The sequence below is a fragment of the uncultured Bifidobacterium sp. genome, from assembly GCF_959020145.1.
In the GTDB taxonomy this organism is placed as follows: domain Bacteria; phylum Actinomycetota; class Actinomycetes; order Actinomycetales; family Bifidobacteriaceae; genus Bifidobacterium.
Genome location: NZ_CAUEQY010000024.1, coordinates 1 through 16,826, shown reverse-complemented (window position 1 = coordinate 16,826; position 16,826 = coordinate 1). Strand labels below are relative to the sequence as shown.

Below are 16,826 nucleotides of genomic sequence, written 5' to 3'. Positions count from 1 at the left end.
TTCCGACTGCACTTCCTTGGCCAGCTCGTTGGCCTTGGAAACAGTGGTGTCAGACAGCATGTACTTGGTGATGGTCGCGTTGTTGAGCAGCGTCGACAGCGGACCGGACAGCATCATGGAAACCGCGACGACAATGCCGACCAAAGCCACAAGCCAAGACTCGGAGTGGATGATCTTACGGGTCGCCACTTCCTTCACCGTCTTCTTGTTGACGGCAAAAGTAATGATCAGCGCGAGCACAAATAGCACGCCAATCGCAATCAGGTACGGCGTCAACGAACCGATAACGTTCATGACGTCAGCCATGTTGATTTGCAGCATGGTCTGCCTCCTCCTTGATTCTCATAACCAAACGACATGCAGGCTCCGATTTCCTCATCGAAACCAGAAATCATGCAACGCTGCCCCGCGTCACGCAATTTCCAGAAGTGAAGACACTTCTTCATGTCGATGTTTCGATTTCACCAAAATCCGCGAAAAAAGCACCCTGATTTTTCCCAGCCTGTCGTTTCGCGTGCATAATCTGCATACCACCTGCGCATGTAAAACTACCATTCGTGCACATATAATCCCGTTGCGCGCATGCATCTGGCACAATGTGCGCTCATCCGCAGATTGTTGCAACATCCTTGCCTTGATTGCGGAAATCATCGATCTTCATTGCGCTTCCAACTCCATAATCGCAATTCCTGCGATATTTTCGGCACACTACAGCGAGCTGTTCCAGCGGCAACTTACGTAAGGCAAGTACCATGGGTGCCATGAGCGACTTAAGCGCATTGAATCTGGAGGCAGGCAGCCTCGTTGGCGGATACACGTTGATTTCCCGGCTTGGATCGGGGGCGATGGGATCGGTCTGGCGCGTGCGCGATGACGGCGGACACCAGTATGCGATGAAAATTTTGCGCGATTCCCTTGCCGAGGACGATGCGTCCAGCGAACGCTCCCGCGATCAGCTGACCGCACGCGAGCGCCTGCGTAGGGAGGCTATGGCGCTGCAGAAAGTGCGTCATCCGGGCGTGTGCGGCATTGTGGATATGGAATTGGATGATGCTCTGGCCTTCATTGTGACCGAGCTGATCGAGGGCAAGAATCTACGTGAAGATGTGCGCGCCAACGGCCGGTATGTGGGCGATGATTTGGAACGGTTGGGACGCAAGCTGATCGAGGCGGTGAAGGCTGTGCATGCGGCCGGGATTGTGCACCGCGATATCAAACCGACGAATGTGATGGTGTCGAATACCGGACCGGTATTGGTGGATTTCGGCATTGCCATGGGCGAGGGCGAAAGTCATGTGACTCGTACCGGATTGGTGATGGGCACGCCTGGATTCATCGCGCCGGAAATCATCGACGGTGCCGAATCCGATGAGATGAGCGATTGGTGGTCGGTGGCGAGCGTGCTGGCATTTGCCGCCACTGGCGAGCCGGTGTTCGGCACGAAACCGATGATGGCGGTATTGGAGCGTGCTGCCGCGGGAAGCGCGAATTTGGCGGGATTGCCGGCTGGGACCATGGCCGCGTTCCGTTCGGCGTTGGATCCGGATCGTACGAAACGTTGCACTCCAGACGAGTTGTTGCAGGCGATTGCGTTGGATGCGTTGAATCCGCAAGCTTGGATTTCGGGGAATACTTCGGATGCCGCCGATAGTGCCGGGTCGGAGGCGATGCTCCCTTTTGATGGATCGCCCGACAATCCACGAATGCTTTGGCGGGCGTTAGACTATGTGACGGGAGAAGACGCCATCGGCACACGCACCTTGCCGCAATTCGTTGAGGCCACGCAGGCAATCGGCGCAACCGTTATTGCTGACATAACCGATACCGTTATTGCCGATGCGCCCGATGTCGGCACCTCGGTCATGGATATCAACGCGCATACCGCAACCATTCCTCTTGGCACCGGCACGCGCGTGCTGCCTGTCAATAGTGGGGATACCAGTGTGCTGCCGCAAGATACACCGCAATCCACGCGGGTGATGCCGGTCCAGGACGCTTGGAATCCCGCTCAAGAGGCCGCACAGATCGACCCGGCCATCAAACCTGCATTGCAGCGCATCGCCAACCAGCGGCCTCCTGCCGTAATACCGAACGCATCGGTTGAAATGGCGCAAAGTGCGCAGCCACAAGACATGCAAACATCTGCCGTGCCAACCGCACCGGTCACTCCGGCCGCGCCGCTCAACCCGAACGTGCCGCAGAGTGTACTGCAGCCGCCGAATCCGGCCGACGTGCAACGCGGCGAACTGCTAGGCAGAGGCGTGCCCCTCTGCGTGCTGATGGCGATTCCTGTGGCCGTATGCGGCCTGTTCTCGCCATGGATCGCCCTGATCGCGGGCGCGCTGCTGGCCTGGTTGCTCGCCACCATTGGATTCAATATGGAGGCGCAGCTGGAACGCGAAGGCCGCCGTGGGGGCAGCCGCAGGGCTTCCGACTGGTTCGCTCGCGCCGCCACGCTGCCTTGGCATGTGCTCAAGGGGCTGGGTTATGCGGTGCCACGCGCACTGATCATGGCGGTCATCGCCGCATTAGGATTGACGATTGCCACAGTCACGCTGCAACTGCCGTTTGCCATGGTTGATACGTCGATATTCGGATTCACGATTCCGCTGCCGACCTGGATTGAAGGGCCGGTTTCGCAAAGCGGCGTCGCCCAGGCCGGTTGCTGCGCCATCGGCTGGCTGGTATGCGCCCTCGCTCCGGGAGCATTGGTGCTGCGATTGGGTGCCGGCGCATTGCGCGGCCGCCCGAAATCCGGCACCACTGCCGAATCGTACGATATGTAGTGACGCCATCTCACGAAATACGCAGCGAAAATCAAAAATCGGCAAACGTTTGCAATCATCAGAAAAACATCAGATAATCGCACGTAGTATGGCAACGTGAGCTTTTACGAAATACTTCATTCAGCAATAGCGTGCCCACACTACTATGGTGCACAGCATCGTGATGTGAACATCGAAAGGAATGTGGATGGCCCAGAACAGTAAGGATGCGCAGAAGCGCGCCAGCCGCGCCGAGCGTAGGGCCGCTGAGGCCGCGGAGATGAAGGCTCGCGCCGAACAGATGGAGAAGGAGCGCAAGCAGCAGACCCTCATCGGCGCCATCGTGATGGCGGTGCTGGTGATCCTGGTGGCGATCGGCGCGTTCACCGTGTATCACAACATGCACAAGAACACCGAAACGCAGGCTTCCACCCAGACCGTGGAAGAAGCGTACGACAAGCTGCAGCAAGTCGAAAACACCCCTAAGCTCGTCGATAAGAAGGGCGGATTGCTGATTTCGAAGGATGGCTACGGCAAGTCCGTCGAAGGCGCACCGACTGTTGCGATCTACATGGACTTCCTGTGCCCGGGCTGCGGCAATCTGCATCGCCAGCTTGATGAGGATCTGCAGAAGATGGTCGACGCGGGTCAGATCAATCTTGATTTGCATTTCATGGCGTTTATGGACAAGTGGTCCACCGACGATTATTCAAGCCGCGCAGCGAATGCCGCGATCTATCTGGCCGAGCATGACAGCGATCCGAGCCATCTGATCACCTTCCTCGAAAAAATGTACGCCGAGGATTTCCAGCCTGAGGAAAGCTCGAATTACAAGTCCGTCAGCGACGATCAGATCAAGGAACAGATGATCGCCTCGGGAGTTTCCGAGGATGTGGCGGACAAGGCGTTCGGCCGCGACTACCAGGATTGGCTTGACGCCATCGACACCTATACGCCGAAGCGCTCCGAACTGTGGAACACGTCCGGAACCTACAAAGACAGCATGACCACCCCAACGGTGACCATCAACGGCAAGTTCTGGGATATGAACCAGTTGAGCACTGCGCAGGAGACCATTGAGGAAGGCCTGCTGGAGGCCATCGGAATCAAGTCCGACGACATCGGCAAGGAAGGCGTGATGCCCTCCATCGGCTCCGACAAGGATCCGATCTCCAACACCACTGGCGAGTGATCAGCCCTACGCAATCCTCATAATCGAAAAATTATACCCCCCTACTCGCCAGCGTGCCAGCCAAAGCGCAGTTCCAAGTTGACGGTATCGGGCACGCTGGTTATGCTATTCAATCGTTGCCGTTTTTATGCATTATGCTAGAAAGCGGCACAAGCCTCCTTAGCTCAGATGGCCAGAGCGGCCGCCTTGTAAGCGGCAGGTCGTCGGTTCGATCCCGACAGGAGGCTCGAAACCCGTTTTGACGGGCTTTGACCTCTTACCATGGGTAAGTGATCCAGAAGCCTTCCCCCAACTTATGGCTTCTGGCGACCGGACGAGGCTTCCCCCAACCTGCCTCGTCCGGGCAGGGGGCAGGACATCCCCTTCTCTCCTGCCCCCTTTTTTCTTTACTCCTTTTCCTCGAAAATGTGGCGGTATAGATAAAGCCAGCGGAAACCATGCCATTCGTCCCGATCTGACCGTTACAATGACGGCGATGTAGGCAGTCGCTGGAAAGAGGACGTATGACAAGAAGGTGGACCCCCCGGAGATTCGTGACGCTTCGGCGTGTTCGAGTGACGGCATGCGTGGTCTCGTTGACGCTCGCCTCGACGCTCGCATTCGGCGTAGGCGCGCGCAAAACCGTGGCTCTGACCATCGATGGCGAAACCACCACCGTAACCACATACGCGATGAGCGTCGACCGTCTGCTGCAGGAACGCGGCGTGAAGGTCAAAACGCATGATCTCGTGGAATCCACCAGCCCCACCAGCATGCTGAGCAACCATGACGTGGTGACGGTACGAAGCGCCTACCAGACCACCATCACCATCAACGGGCAGGAAGTGCCCTTCTGGACAGTGGCGACCAGCGCCGAACAGCTGATCGGATTCTTCGAACAAAACGAAGCAGACGCGGCAAAAGTCACCGTCAATATCGACAACGTGTACAACAAACTCACCGGCGGACTGATCATCAACCAAAACGGGCCGGTCACCGTCATCGCAGACGGGCAAAGCTCCGAATCGCCGAATGGCAAACTGCCGGCGGCCTCCATTCTTGACTCCAAAGGCATCACGCTGAACAAGGAGGATCGCGTCAGCGTCGAAAAAGACAACGGCGAAACGATCCTGCGCGTCCGCCGCGTGACGCACGGCGAGGAAACACGCACGAAAGCGGTGCCTTTCGGCACGCAAACCATCGTCGATCCCAGCCTGCAGCCCGGCGAAGTCGTAGTCAGGCAGGAAGGCGAGGACGGCGAAATCCAGCAAACGTACGACGTCACGTATGTGGACGGCGAGAAGGAAAGCGAGACGCTGACCAACGAAACGACCACGAAAATCGCCCTCGATCAGATTATCGCAGTAGGACCGGCAGCATCTTCCGACGATTCGGGATCGGATGACGGATCCGGCAATTCCGGAGATACCGGCAATTCCGATAATTCCGGAAAGAACGACAATTCGAACAAGAACAACAATTCCGATAATTCCGACAAGAAAGACGATTCGAACAGTAATTCCGGCAATACGGATAATTCAGACGACAACAAGAAGGACGATTCCGGATCGAAAACGGACCCGGATCCGACGCCAACTCCAGACCCGACCCCCACGCCAACGCCTGACCCGACCCCCACGCCGGATCCGACGCCCACCCCGACACCGCAACCTTCCGATCCTTCGGCAGGATGCCGCCTCTATCACCCCTCCCCCGCGCAGGCACAGGCCTACGCGGCCGGAGCCGCGGCGCAATATGGCTGGACCGGGCAAAACTGGACCGATCTGGTGAAACTGTGGACGCGTGAATCGAGCTGGCTGTGGTATGCGGAAAACGCATCTTCCGGAGCCTACGGCATCCCGCAGTCGCTTCCTGGCAGCAAAATGGCGGCATTCGGCGCAAACTGGCGTGACGATGCGGCCGTGCAGATCGACTGGGGCCTGAGCTACATCGCGCAACGCTACGGCAGCCCGTCGAAGGCATGGGAGCATTCCGAGCAGGTCGGATGGTATTAAACAACGCCGATCGCAACAATACGCAAACGCAACAGCGCACACTTTTCATACCAGTTGAACGGATAATGAGGTAATGACAGAACACGCGAACGAAACCAACGCAACCGACGAAACCGCGCAAGGCCGCCTGTTGGGGGCTGCCGACATTCGGCGTATCGCGGCCGAGGCCGGTATCAGCCCGACGAAAAAATTCGGGCAGAATTTCGTAATCGACCCGGGCACGGTTCGTCGTATCGTGCGCGAGGCAGGTGTGACCGCCGACGATCATGTGCTGGAAGTCGGACCTGGACTCGGTTCACTGACATTGGCGATTTTGGAAACCGGCGCCACGATGACCGCCGTGGAGATCGACCCGCCCGTTGCGGAACGACTGCCCGGCACCATCGCCGAATTCATGCCGGATGCGGTGGATCGTTTCCGCGTGGTCAATCGCGATGCGTTGACCGTGACGCCGGAAAATCTGCCTGATTTCCAAAATGATGATTCATTTACACTGGTCGCCAATCTGCCATACAACGTGGCCACGCCGATTCTGCTGACCTTGCTGGAACGTTTCGACAATCTCGGCACGTTCCTCGTGATGGTGCAGAAGGAAGTCGCGGACCGACTGAGCGAAAAGCCCGGTTCAAAGATCTACGGCACTCCAAGCGTGAAGCTCGCTTGGTATGGTACCGCGGAACGTGTGGGCATTATCGGGCGCAATGTGTTCTGGCCGGCACCGAATGTGGATTCCGCGCTGGTGCTGTTCAAACGATATGAGGGCGGGCACACGCCTTCGGCCAACAATCCCGACGGTTCCGTAGTGGACCGCGAAAACGTGTTCCGTCTTATCGACGCCGCATTCGGCCAGAGGCGCAAAACCCTGCATGCCGCGTTGAAGAAGATCGTGCCCTCCGAAGCGTTCGAGCAGGCGGGCATCGATCCGACGCGCCGTGGCGAAACGCTTGCCATCGACGAATTCGTGGCATTGGCACGAGCCGTGGGCGAGGTGTCGCAAGCATGAGCGACACCAACACCGCAATCAACACGGTCAGCGTGGACTGCCCGGCGAAAACGAATCTGACCCTGCACGTAGGCAGGCCACGCAGCGAATGGGGTGGCCGACACGAGCTCGACACCATCTACTGCGCCGTCGGCGTGTACGACACCGTCACCACCAGTCGCAAAAAGCCCGGATCCGGTTTCTCCCTGAATCTTGAAGGTGCCTATCTTGGCGATCTGGCCTCCTCCGGCAGCGACATGCGACGCAACCATGCCGTGCTCGCCCTGTTCGCCATGGCCGAAGCGAGCGGCCATGAACCGGATGTGGCGTTGAACATCGAAAAACGCATTCCCGTTGGCGCGGGCATGGCAGGAGGTTCCGCGGATGCGGCCGCCACGATTCTGGCATTGAACACGCTATGGAATCTTGATTGGTCCATTGAACGGTTGCAACAGGTTGCCGCCACATTGGGCGCGGATATGCCGTTCTGCCTGACCGGAGGCTATGCGCGAGGCACCGGCTTCGGCGAGCAGATCGAACAACTCAGCGAAAACAGCGACGCCGTGCTGGAACTGACGGATCAGGGCTTTGCAGGCCGTCTGCTGGTCGGCGCGTATCAGGCGGAACTGCGCACGCCGGAAGTGTATGCCATGTTCGACCAAATCGGCGCCGGCGCAACCGACAACAATCATCTGCAACAGGCGTCGATCTCACTGCATCCACGCAGCGGACAGGCGATCGACGAAGCGTTGCAGGCAGGCGCCAAGCAGGCGTTCGTCTCCGGATCCGGCCCTTCCGTAATCGCATTCGTGCCAACCGACGATGCGGCACGCGCCGTGCAGTCGGCATGGCAACAAAGCCGTTGCGTCGACCGCATCATCGCCACCAAGGCACCGGCCCATCCGATTGTGCATATCATCGCGTAACAGTAAGGTTGAAGTCAACCGATTTTTGGAGAAGGACTCGTACATGACTCAGGCTAACGACGAGCGCGCCGCGCGCAAACAGTACATTCGCCGCCGTCAAAAGGTGGTGTTCACCATCACCGGCACCATTTTGACGATCGCATTGGTGATTTCCCTGCTGTTCTTCTTCCATGTTGGAGGATTGGGCAATGTCAAGTCGGCCGCGGTACAGCCGAATTACGGCCAGCAGGCCCCTTGCGCAGCACAGGAACAGGACGGCAGCAAAGGCAAGTACGTGGAAAACCGCAACATCACCGTGCGCGTGCTCAACGGCACTGAATTCGCCGGCTTCGCGCAAGCCGTCAGCAGCGCGTTGCAGAACCGCGAGTTCAACACCCAGGCAGCCGGCAACTACACCAGCTCCAAAGTGGAACGCACGATGATCATCTTCGGCAAGAACGCCATCAATCAGGCGTACACGGTGAACAGCAACTTCACCGACGCGACGATGGTGATGGACGATCGTGAGGATATGCTGATCGACGTTGTGGTTGGCGCGACTTTCGACAATCTGCAGAATCAGAAGAAGGTGCCGACCGCCGGCAAGGAGATCGACAGCTTCGAGGGATGCGTTACCGTCGACAAGATGACCGACGTACAGAAGGCCCCCGAACACGACGCCGTGTGATTTGCAGATTTTTTGATTTGCAGATTTTCGGATTGACCTCACGATTTCGATTTTTCACTGAAAATCAAGATCGTGAGGTCAATTCTTATATTCGTGGGTTAAATCGCGGGCGAAATCCTCCAGAGAATACCCCCGAAACCGCACTTTTCGGAACCGACTGACCGCACGATTCTATTTTTGCCCGAAAAATCGAATCGTGCGGTCATAGAATCCAAATCGTGAGGTCAGCAAGCAGACTACTCGGCCTGCTGTTCCTCATACCAACGGTTCAACTCGGCAACAGCGACATCACGCTCGACCGGGCCGTTATCGAGGCGATATTCCAGCATGTGCTTGTACGCCTTGCCAACCAGCGGCCCCGGGTCAATGCCGAGCAGCTGCATGATTTCGTCACCGTTCAGATCAGGGCGGATCGCGTCGAAATCCTCCTTCTTCTTCAAATCGCGCACGCGCTGTTCCATCTCGTCCATCGCCGACGAGAACACCATGGCCTTGCGCTTGTTCTGCGTGGTCGCGTCGGCACGCGTAAGGCGGTTCAGGCGCTCATACAGCGGACCCGCATCCTTGACGTAACGGCGGACCGCGGAATCCGTCCACGGCTCCTCCACGTAGCCGTGGAAGCGCAAGTGCAGATTGACCAGCTCGCTGACGTCCTCGACCATATGATGGTCGAAATGCAATGCCTTAAGGCGCTTGCGGGTCATTTTCGCGCCGACCGCATCATGATGATGGAAGCTCACCTTGCCACCCGATTCGAAACGACGCGTCTTCGGCTTGCCGATATCGTGCATCAGCGCGGCCAAACGCAACGTCAGATCCGGTGCCGGCACAGGGCCGTCCGGGCCGGTTTCGAGGGCAACCGCACGATCAATGACGATCATGGTGTGCTCGAACACGTCCTTATGACGATGATGTTCGTCGATTTCGAGCTGCAATGCCGGAATTTCCGGGAAGACGATATCGGCAAGACCGGAATCGACCAGCGCTTCGATACCTGCGCGCGGGCGATCGGACAGCAGCATTTTGACCAGTTCGTCGCGTACGCGCTCAGCGGAAACGATTTCAATGCGATCGACCATGTCGGTCAGCGCTTCAGCGGTTTCCGGTTCGATACGGAAGCCCAGTTGCGCCACGAAACGTACGGCGCGCATCATGCGCAGCGGATCGTCGTCAAACGACTGGCGAGGATCGACCGGCGTGCGCAACACGCCCTTGGCCAAATCGTTCGCGCCGCCGAACGGATCGACGAATTCCAATTCCGGCACACGCAACGCCATGGCATTCACCGTGAAATCACGGCGGGAAAGATCGCCTTCCAGCGTGTCGCCATAATTGACTTCCGGCTTGCGCGAGTCGGGGTCATACGTGTCGGAACGGTAGGTCGTTACCTCAACCTGCACTTCCGTGCCATCCTCACGCCTGCGCATGGCGCCCAACGTGCCGAATTTACGGCCCATATCCCAAAAGCCATCGCGCCCGAAACGGCGCAAAATGTGTTCAAACTGCTCAGGACGCGCCGATGTGCAAAAATCCAAATCATGCGATTTACGATGCAACAGCAGGTCTCGAACGGGACCTCCCACCAACGCCAATTCATAGCCTTCCGCGGCGAACATACGCCCTAATTCAATGGCCTCTGGCCACACTTCGAAGTTCACGCCATCCCTTTCCGGCACCACAAGTTTCTGCCTTACCAGCATACCGTTACCCCACCTGCACACAGAATTGAGTATGGTTGGAATCATGATTACGCCCGCAGACCTTGCACGCATGCTTGCCCATGCTGCGGACGACCATGCCCAAAATCCGATGGAACCGGACAAACTGCTGTACACATCGCAGTCCGTTTCCTTGCGGCAAGAGACCATCATCACGCCCAACGCACCCACCCCGGCAATAATGCCGCAGCGGCGCGCCACGGACGGTCCGACCACGTTCGCCTCGCTCGACGCGCAGGAACTGCCGGTAGTGCGCGAATATTCGGCGGGAGGTCTCGTATTCGACGACAAGGGCCGTGTGGCGATCATCGCACGCCACTCGCGTAGCGGACATTTGGAATGGTGCCTGCCGAAAGGTCATATCGAAAAAGGCGAAACACCGCAGCAAACCGCCGTTCGCGAAGTTCACGAGGAAACAGGAATCCTAGGTGAAGTGGTCGATTCCATCGCCACCATCGACTACTGGTTCACCGGAACCAGCCAGCGCGTGCACAAGCTGGTGCATCATTTCGCATTGCGTCAGATCGGCGGCGAGTTGACGGTGGAAGGCGACCCGGATCATGAGGCGGAAGACGCGATTTGGGTGGATTTTGCTGATTTGGACGACGTTCTCAGCTACCCGAACGAACGAAAGATAGCATGGTTGTACGCAAGGAAACTCAACAGACAGGCGTGAAGGTGAATCAACCCGCACAACGGAACGTTCCGCACGGCATGCGTGCGCTTTCGGCAATCCTCGCCATGGTTATGACCATGGCGTTGATGTTGTTATACGCACCTGTGCCGAAAGCCGAAGCCGAAGAAACACAGGAATCGCAATCCGGCACCATGCTGTCGATCGACTCCTCCACCGCCGTGCTGACCGACACTTCCGGCTATCATTTGAGCGCGACGGTGACCAACACCACCGATCAGGAAATCCCTTCAGGCACGCTCACCCTTGCCATGAACGCCTTCTACACGTTCGTGTCGCGCAACGATATCCAGGAATGGTCGGAAGGCATCGGGCAGATTCCCACGCCCAATATCGTTGGGCAGAGCGAGGTTCCCGCGCTTCAACCGGGAGCTTCGGCGAACGTGCACATCGACGCGGACTCGAATCAGGAGACGCTGGCGTCCGTCAACTCCTGGGGGCCGAAACCGGTCACGCTCAGTTATGAGGCCAATGGCGTTCAACAAGACGAAGCGCACACTTTCGCAACACGGACCGGAGCTGGAATCAATACCCCCGACACGCCCGCGATGAATATCACCATCGTGCAGCCGCTCGAAGCGCAAGGATGGACCACCGACAACACCATGCTGGAACAGCTCGTCAACAAAGGTGGCGTCACCTCCGCGGAACTCTCGAAAATCGCCGTTCCCGGCAAAGAAGACGAGGCACGACTCAAGTCGCTGGAACAGACGTTCACCAAGCATGACAAACTGCAGGTGGTGGCCGATCCAACCTATCTGAAGGCGATGCCGATGCCGACGCAAGTCGACGGCATCACGCAACCGGCCCTGTTCGACATCACCGCCTATTCCGCGCTGAACGACAGCAAAACCTATGATTCGGCAGGCGTCGGCACCTCGCAATGGAACGCCGAACAGGCCTTGAAAAACTATCAATCGGCGTTGGGTGACCCGAACGCGAGTATGACCACGTATGCATGGCAGGGCACCGGCAATTGGACCGCCGACGCGCTGGCGAAAGCCAAGCAGCAGGGGTACGACACCGTCATCGCCACGCATGATTTCGAAGAGGATGATGCGGCCACCGCGGAAACCGGCAAGACCGTAGTAACCACCGACGCCGGCGACATCACCGTACTGACCGCGCAAAGCGTGCTTTCCAACCTTGCACAAGGCAAGGCGACCAGTGCCGACGCCGAAGCGGACGGCGAGGGAACAACGGCCGGGCGTCTCGCGCGATTCGTCGCGCAAAGCGCGTTCTACCAGATGGAGCAGCCGTATTCGGAACGCAATCTGCTGGTCTGCCTGAACGGCAACTCTGATCCGGCCGTCGTGGACGCACTGATGACGGACGTCGAACAATCGCCATGGCTGAACATCACCGATCTGAACACGCTCAACAACGCCGACCCCGCCTTGAGCGGCGACGATGCAGCCGCGATCGTGCCGCAATCCGACGGAATCAATGATGCGACGCAAGCCAATCTCAGGCAGACGCTCAACACACTGGCAGCCTCGACAAACGACATCAAACGATTCAACGCGTCCATCCTCACCGACGTCGCCGACGATGCCAAGCAGGCCCCCGCAGGCCTCAAAGCGTGGCGCAGGCAGCTCGTCAACGCGCACGGCATCATGGCCCTGCACGCGCTAGGCGGCGAAAATCCAGCCGGAAGCACCATGGTGGAAGGAGCCGGGCAACTGGCGTCCCTGCTCATCAACGGCGTGGCCATCACACCGACGGAAAACGTCAACGTGGTCAGCGAAACCGCGCAAATGCCCGTTACCATCAGCAACAGCCACCCCTATCCGGTCACGGTAAAAGTCTCATCATTGACCAACTCCATGCAGATCGTCACTTCGCGTTTCGACACCGTGGAAGTGCCCGCGCACGGCGAAGCCCAAGTGGCGTTCATTATCCGCGTGGCCACCTCCGGCACCGCGGACGCCACGCTCAGCCTGCAGGACAGGCAGGGCATCACATTCGGAGCGACACAAACCACCCACATCACCAGCGCATTGCAGATCAGCGACAAAACCGGCTTCATCATCATCGGCATCGCCGTGCTGCTTGGAGCTTTGGGACTGTGGCGCCAATTCCACCGTAAGAAGGATCCAGACGAATGAGTTCTTCCGTTGGCCGTAATTCACTGATCATGGCCTCCGGCACCGCGGCCTCGCGCGTGACCGGGCAAATCCGTACCATTCTGCTCGCTTGGGCTTTAGGCACCACCGGCTATGCGGCGAACGCCTACCAAGCCGGATCCATGATTCCGCAGGTGATCTACACCTTGGTTTCCGGCGGTATTTTCAACGCCGTGCTCGTGCCGCAGATCGTACGCACGTTGAAGGCAAAAGACGCCGAAACCAAACTCAACAAGCTCATCACGCTTGCCATCACCATGCTGTTGGCGGTGACGATCCTGATGGCCCTATGCACGCCGCTGCTCACCAAGCTGTATGTGAACGGTAGCCCCGAAACCATGGCGTTGGCGACCTCATTCACCCTGTGGTGCATGCCGCAGATCTTCTTCTACGGCCTATATACGGTGGTCGGCCAGATTCTCGCGGCCAAAGACCATTTCACCGCGTATGCGTGGAGTTCCGTGGGTGCGAACATCATCAGCTGCATCGGCTTCGGCACGTTCATCGCGCTATTCGGCCGTGCCACCGAGCATCCGCTTGATTTTTGGACCGCCGACAAAATCGCCCTGACCGCAGGCACGTGGACGTTGGGCGTGGCATTCCAGGCGCTGGTACTGTTCATTCCACTGACCAAAATCGGATTGAAATACCGCCCCATCTTCGGCCTTCGTGGCATTGGATTGCGTTCTATGGGACCGGTCGCGGCTTGGAGTGTCGGCATTGTCGTAATCGACCAGCTCGCCAATATCGTAATCACGCGTACCTCCACTAACGCGCCGATGCTCGCGCAGCAGCAGTTCGGCATCAATCCGCTCGACGTGGCCGGCAATGCTTCATACCAGAACGCGTACACGATTTACATGTTGCCGTATTCGCTGATTGCCGTTTCGCTGGCAACCGCGATTTTCCCGAAAATATCCCGTGCGGTCGCCGATCATAATATCGCCGAAGCGCGCATCGATCTCAGCCAGGCGCTGCGCAATATGGGTGTGATCATGTGCTATTTCGCGGTCGCTTTCGTGGTGATGCCCGTTCCGATCATTCTCGCGTTGCTGCCGTCTGTGAGCGTCAGAGAGGCGATTCTTATGGCGGGACCGTTGGTCACGCTTGGCGTGGGACTTCCGTTCGCCAGCGCGTATCTGATTATCCAGCGCACGTTCTATGCCTTCGAAGACGGCAAATCGCCGTTCATTTTCATGCTGTTCGCCATGGGCATTCAAGCGGTAAGCGTGATCATCGGCGCGAAACTACTCCCCCCTACCGAATGGACGACAATGATCGGCATGGTAGGAGCCATGAGCTACATACTGCCGATCCCCATCCTGTATGCCATGCTGCGCAAACGATTCGAAAACAATATCGACGGTCCGCGCATAGCCATCTCGTATCTGAAATCGATTGGCGCGGCAGTAGCTACCATGTTCATCGGCGTGACGGTACGTGACAGCGTCTACCAGCTTGTCGGCGCCCAAATCGGAGCGGTGGACGGTCATATGAACTGGATTCAGGCAGTGGCGTGTGCCGCACTGCTGGCCATAGTGACCTTCATCGTTTACGTAGGCATGTTGCGGCTGCTACGTTCCGAGGAATTCAAGGAGGCGATCGCACTGATTTCCTCACGTATTCCCGGACTTCGCAAGCCGACCAGCCCCAACGATAGACTGGAACAGGGCGACGCCGAAAACGGCGAGTGACCATAGGCAGAACAAACGTTTACAAAAAGTTGAAGGAACCCATGAAACCTCAGCTGGGAGATACCATCAGCAATCGCTACGTGCTCGTTTCGCCATTGCGCGAAGAAACCGGACTGCAGGTCTGGAAGGCCAGCGACCATGTGCTCGCACGGGATTGCCAGCTGTTTATTGTCAGCAGCAGCAAGGCATTGCAGGAAGTCAACGCAACCGCTTCCATGCTGGCTATTTCGCATGATTCCCACTTCACGAAAGTGCTGCAGCTCCAGCATGCCGGCCAGGTCGCGCTGGTGGTGACGCAGCTTGACGAAGGCATGACCCTCAGTGAATATCTTGCGCTGAATGCCAACCAGCCGTTGAGCTATACAGCCATGCGCTCCATCATTGGCGAAGTCATCGAATCATTGCATGCGCTGCAAAAAGACAATCTCACGCATTTCTCCATCAGCACCGACACGGTGCGACTGACCCGTTCCGGCATTCAGATCGCAGATGCTCCAGTGAGCATCATGCTTGCCGACACTTCCCGCGCGCAGGCTTTGGAAAATCGGGAACAGCTTGCGATCCGTCAAATCTCAGCGCTGTTGTACGCTATGCTGATCCGACGCCCGTCCACGCTGTCGACGGATTTCCGTCTTGAAGCGCTCGCGCCGACCACGCCGATGGAATTCCGCGTGATCTGCAAGCGCGGTCTCGAACTTGAAGAGGACGACGGCTTCCCCACCGTTCCGATGGCAACCATTGCGGAATTGGAAGCGTTGCTTGGCGAGTATCAACCGCTGTCATCGTTGGGAAGCATGGATATCACGTTGCCTTCCATGGATTCGGAATGCTCAATCGCCAATGTTCCGTTACTGCAGATTCTTGAGAAGGATGTGCTCCCGCTGCCGGATACGCTGGCAGCGGCTGGAAGCATTCCGGAAATGACGTTCACGGCTCCCGAACCGCATAACGATTTTTCCGATGGCAAGGAGGCTTTGGCGAAAGGCGTCGCGGCCACCAGTGGAGCGGTGAAATCGTTGTGGAGCAGCGGCCGTGAACTGCTGAGCGAAGAAGACATCGATGGCGTGACCGACACCAGCGATTCTCCCTTCTCCTTCCCCATCAGGGTTTCCGTACCGGACGATGGCATGTCATCCGACGATTCCCAGTTGGAAAAAACCGGTCGCATTCCAGTGATCGGCGCGGATGGTCAGGTCATTCAGCCCGGCGAGGAGTCCGCCCGTGCGTTGAAAGCAGAGCAGGAGGCGATCGATGCCGCGTATGCCGCCGGTCGAGCCGCGGTTCCGCCGAGCTTCACGCCGAAGAATCCTTCTTCCGCTTCGGCGAATACTGACGTTGCCGACGCGAAACTGTTTGGCAAGCTGAAAACGAAGGTCGTTGCGATTATCGTGGCGGTCATCGTTGTTGCGGTTGCGCTTGGGTTTGCAGTTCATGGTTTGATGCAGCCTTCAGATTCGGTTACGACTGATTCAAAAGGACCATGGCCGGAAATAAATCTTGACGAAGTGCCGTTCGGCGAGGGAGATCAGTCGGATGCGAATTCCGCGGATTCTTCCAATTCCGATACGTCCGGCAATACCGATTCGTCCAATTCCAAGGATTCTTCCGATGCTTCCGCCAATACGCCGGCATCCGGCGAGTCTACGGCGTCCAAGCAACCCAAGAAAACCGAGGACAAGGTCGTGACCGCCGATAAGCAGTCGAAGAAAGTGCCGGATCCGAAGCAGCCGGAAAACACGACCGCATACGAAATCGACAATCGTCAGTTCCTGTCGAATCCTGACGGACAGCAGGGCTACGGATATTACGTGCATCTGAGCCAGCCGCAGAAGGCGTATCGCATGGTCATCAAAATTCGTTCTTCCGGTGGTCAGGGATATATTCGCGTGAATGCGACAAACAGCCCGTCCCAAGGCGAACAGGTGGCGCAGTTCGAGTTTGACGATTCCGGCACGACCGACATCAAGTTCGACAAGGCCGTGGAAACGCAGGACATCATGCTGTGGGTCCCACTTGATAGCCTGCCGGGCAACCAGCTGTACATCGAAAGCATTCAAGTGTTCTGATC

The 16,826-nt window shown here is 57.7% G+C and carries 11 protein-coding genes, 1 tRNA gene and 1 pseudogene; 11 read left to right on the top strand and 2 right to left on the bottom strand.

The genetic code is table 11. The features are described from left to right. Window positions 1–321, bottom strand: a pseudogene (locus tag Q5H33_RS06605) (beta-glucosidase); the annotation flags it as partial. A 431-nt stretch (window positions 322–752) separates the two neighbouring features. Between Q5H33_RS06605 and Q5H33_RS06600 the strand changes: the two are divergent. The 7 genes from Q5H33_RS06600 to Q5H33_RS06570 all read left to right on the top strand — a co-directional run bounded on the left by Q5H33_RS06600 (window position 753) and on the right by Q5H33_RS06570 (window position 8,526). Further along, window positions 753–2,786, top strand: coding sequence for a serine/threonine-protein kinase (locus tag Q5H33_RS06600; RefSeq protein WP_226598679.1), 2,034 nt, complete (start codon window positions 753–755; stop codon window positions 2,784–2,786). A 187-nt stretch (window positions 2,787–2,973) separates the two neighbouring features. Beyond that, on the top strand, window positions 2,974–3,957 hold the full coding sequence (locus Q5H33_RS06595; protein ID WP_033524151.1) for a thioredoxin domain-containing protein: 984 nt from the start codon (window positions 2,974–2,976) through the stop codon (window positions 3,955–3,957). A 153-nt stretch (window positions 3,958–4,110) separates the two neighbouring features. Next, a tRNA-Thr gene (locus Q5H33_RS06590) sits at window positions 4,111–4,184 on the top strand. Window positions 4,185–4,460: 276 nt separating this feature from the next. After that, on the top strand, window positions 4,461–5,951 hold the full coding sequence (locus Q5H33_RS06585) for a G5 domain-containing protein (protein WP_055062872.1): 1,491 nt from the start codon (window positions 4,461–4,463) through the stop codon (window positions 5,949–5,951). A 73-nt stretch (window positions 5,952–6,024) separates the two neighbouring features. Further along, a complete protein-coding gene (gene rsmA / locus Q5H33_RS06580) occupies window positions 6,025–6,954 on the top strand; it encodes a 16S rRNA (adenine(1518)-N(6)/adenine(1519)-N(6))-dimethyltransferase RsmA (protein ID WP_004222702.1) in 930 nt (309 codons plus the stop codon). Continuing rightward, window positions 6,951–7,859 carry a 4-(cytidine 5'-diphospho)-2-C-methyl-D-erythritol kinase gene (locus Q5H33_RS06575; RefSeq protein WP_055062874.1) on the top strand — a complete coding sequence of 303 codons (909 nt, stop codon included), beginning with the start codon at window positions 6,951–6,953 and terminating at the stop codon, window positions 7,857–7,859. Before rsmA ends, Q5H33_RS06575 begins: the two co-directional genes overlap by 4 nt. Window positions 7,860–7,902: 43 nt before the next feature. Next, window positions 7,903–8,526 carry a LytR C-terminal domain-containing protein gene (locus tag Q5H33_RS06570; RefSeq protein WP_004222719.1) on the top strand — a complete coding sequence of 208 codons (624 nt, stop codon included), beginning with the start codon at window positions 7,903–7,905 and terminating at the stop codon, window positions 8,524–8,526. 236 nt (window positions 8,527–8,762) lie between these two features. On the opposite strand, the gene Q5H33_RS06565 is transcribed toward Q5H33_RS06570, so the two are convergent. Then, complete coding sequence (locus Q5H33_RS06565) at window positions 8,763–10,184, bottom strand: CCA tRNA nucleotidyltransferase (RefSeq protein ID WP_118240129.1); 1,422 nt, start codon at window positions 10,182–10,184, stop codon at window positions 8,763–8,765. Window positions 10,185–10,257: 73 nt separating this feature from the next. Between Q5H33_RS06565 and Q5H33_RS06560 the strand changes: the two genes are divergently transcribed. From Q5H33_RS06560 to Q5H33_RS06545, 4 genes are read left to right on the top strand one after another with little or no spacing between them, the layout of a single operon-like run. After that, on the top strand, window positions 10,258–10,920 hold the full coding sequence (locus tag Q5H33_RS06560) for an NUDIX hydrolase (protein ID WP_004222724.1): 663 nt from the start codon (window positions 10,258–10,260) through the stop codon (window positions 10,918–10,920). Beyond that, entirely contained in the window at window positions 10,884–13,046 is a 2,163-nt protein-coding gene (locus tag Q5H33_RS06555; protein WP_022244676.1) for a DUF6049 family protein, read from the top strand. The genes Q5H33_RS06560 and Q5H33_RS06555 overlap by 37 nt, the downstream gene beginning before the upstream one ends. Continuing rightward, window positions 13,043–14,758, top strand: a complete 1,716-nt coding sequence (gene murJ, locus Q5H33_RS06550) for a murein biosynthesis integral membrane protein MurJ (RefSeq protein ID WP_164519382.1) — start codon at window positions 13,043–13,045, stop codon at window positions 14,756–14,758. The genes Q5H33_RS06555 and murJ overlap by 4 nt, the downstream gene beginning before the upstream one ends. A 41-nt stretch (window positions 14,759–14,799) precedes the next feature. Beyond that, complete coding sequence (locus tag Q5H33_RS06545; protein WP_302423646.1) at window positions 14,800–16,824, top strand: hypothetical protein; 2,025 nt, start codon at window positions 14,800–14,802, stop codon at window positions 16,822–16,824. Window positions 16,825–16,826 lie beyond the last annotated feature (2 nt).

Excerpts from the sequence above, each read along its gene's own strand:
- Q5H33_RS06600 (WP_226598679.1), top strand. The coding sequence starts at position 753 with ATGGGTGCCATGAGCGACTTAAGCGCATTGAATCTGGAGGCAGGCAGC.
- Q5H33_RS06595 (WP_033524151.1), top strand. The coding sequence starts at position 2,974 with ATGGCCCAGAACAGTAAGGATGCGCAGAAGCGCGCCAGCCGCGCCGAG.
- Q5H33_RS06585 (WP_055062872.1), top strand. The coding sequence starts at position 4,461 with ATGACAAGAAGGTGGACCCCCCGGAGATTCGTGACGCTTCGGCGTGTT.
- rsmA (WP_004222702.1), top strand. The coding sequence starts at position 6,025 with ATGACAGAACACGCGAACGAAACCAACGCAACCGACGAAACCGCGCAA.
- Q5H33_RS06575 (WP_055062874.1), top strand. The coding sequence starts at position 6,951 with ATGAGCGACACCAACACCGCAATCAACACGGTCAGCGTGGACTGCCCG.
- Q5H33_RS06570 (WP_004222719.1), top strand. The coding sequence starts at position 7,903 with ATGACTCAGGCTAACGACGAGCGCGCCGCGCGCAAACAGTACATTCGC.
- Q5H33_RS06560 (WP_004222724.1), top strand. The coding sequence starts at position 10,258 with ATGGTTGGAATCATGATTACGCCCGCAGACCTTGCACGCATGCTTGCC.
- Q5H33_RS06555 (WP_022244676.1), top strand. The coding sequence starts at position 10,884 with ATGGTTGTACGCAAGGAAACTCAACAGACAGGCGTGAAGGTGAATCAA.
- murJ (WP_164519382.1), top strand. The coding sequence starts at position 13,043 with ATGAGTTCTTCCGTTGGCCGTAATTCACTGATCATGGCCTCCGGCACC.
- Q5H33_RS06545 (WP_302423646.1), top strand. The coding sequence starts at position 14,800 with ATGAAACCTCAGCTGGGAGATACCATCAGCAATCGCTACGTGCTCGTT.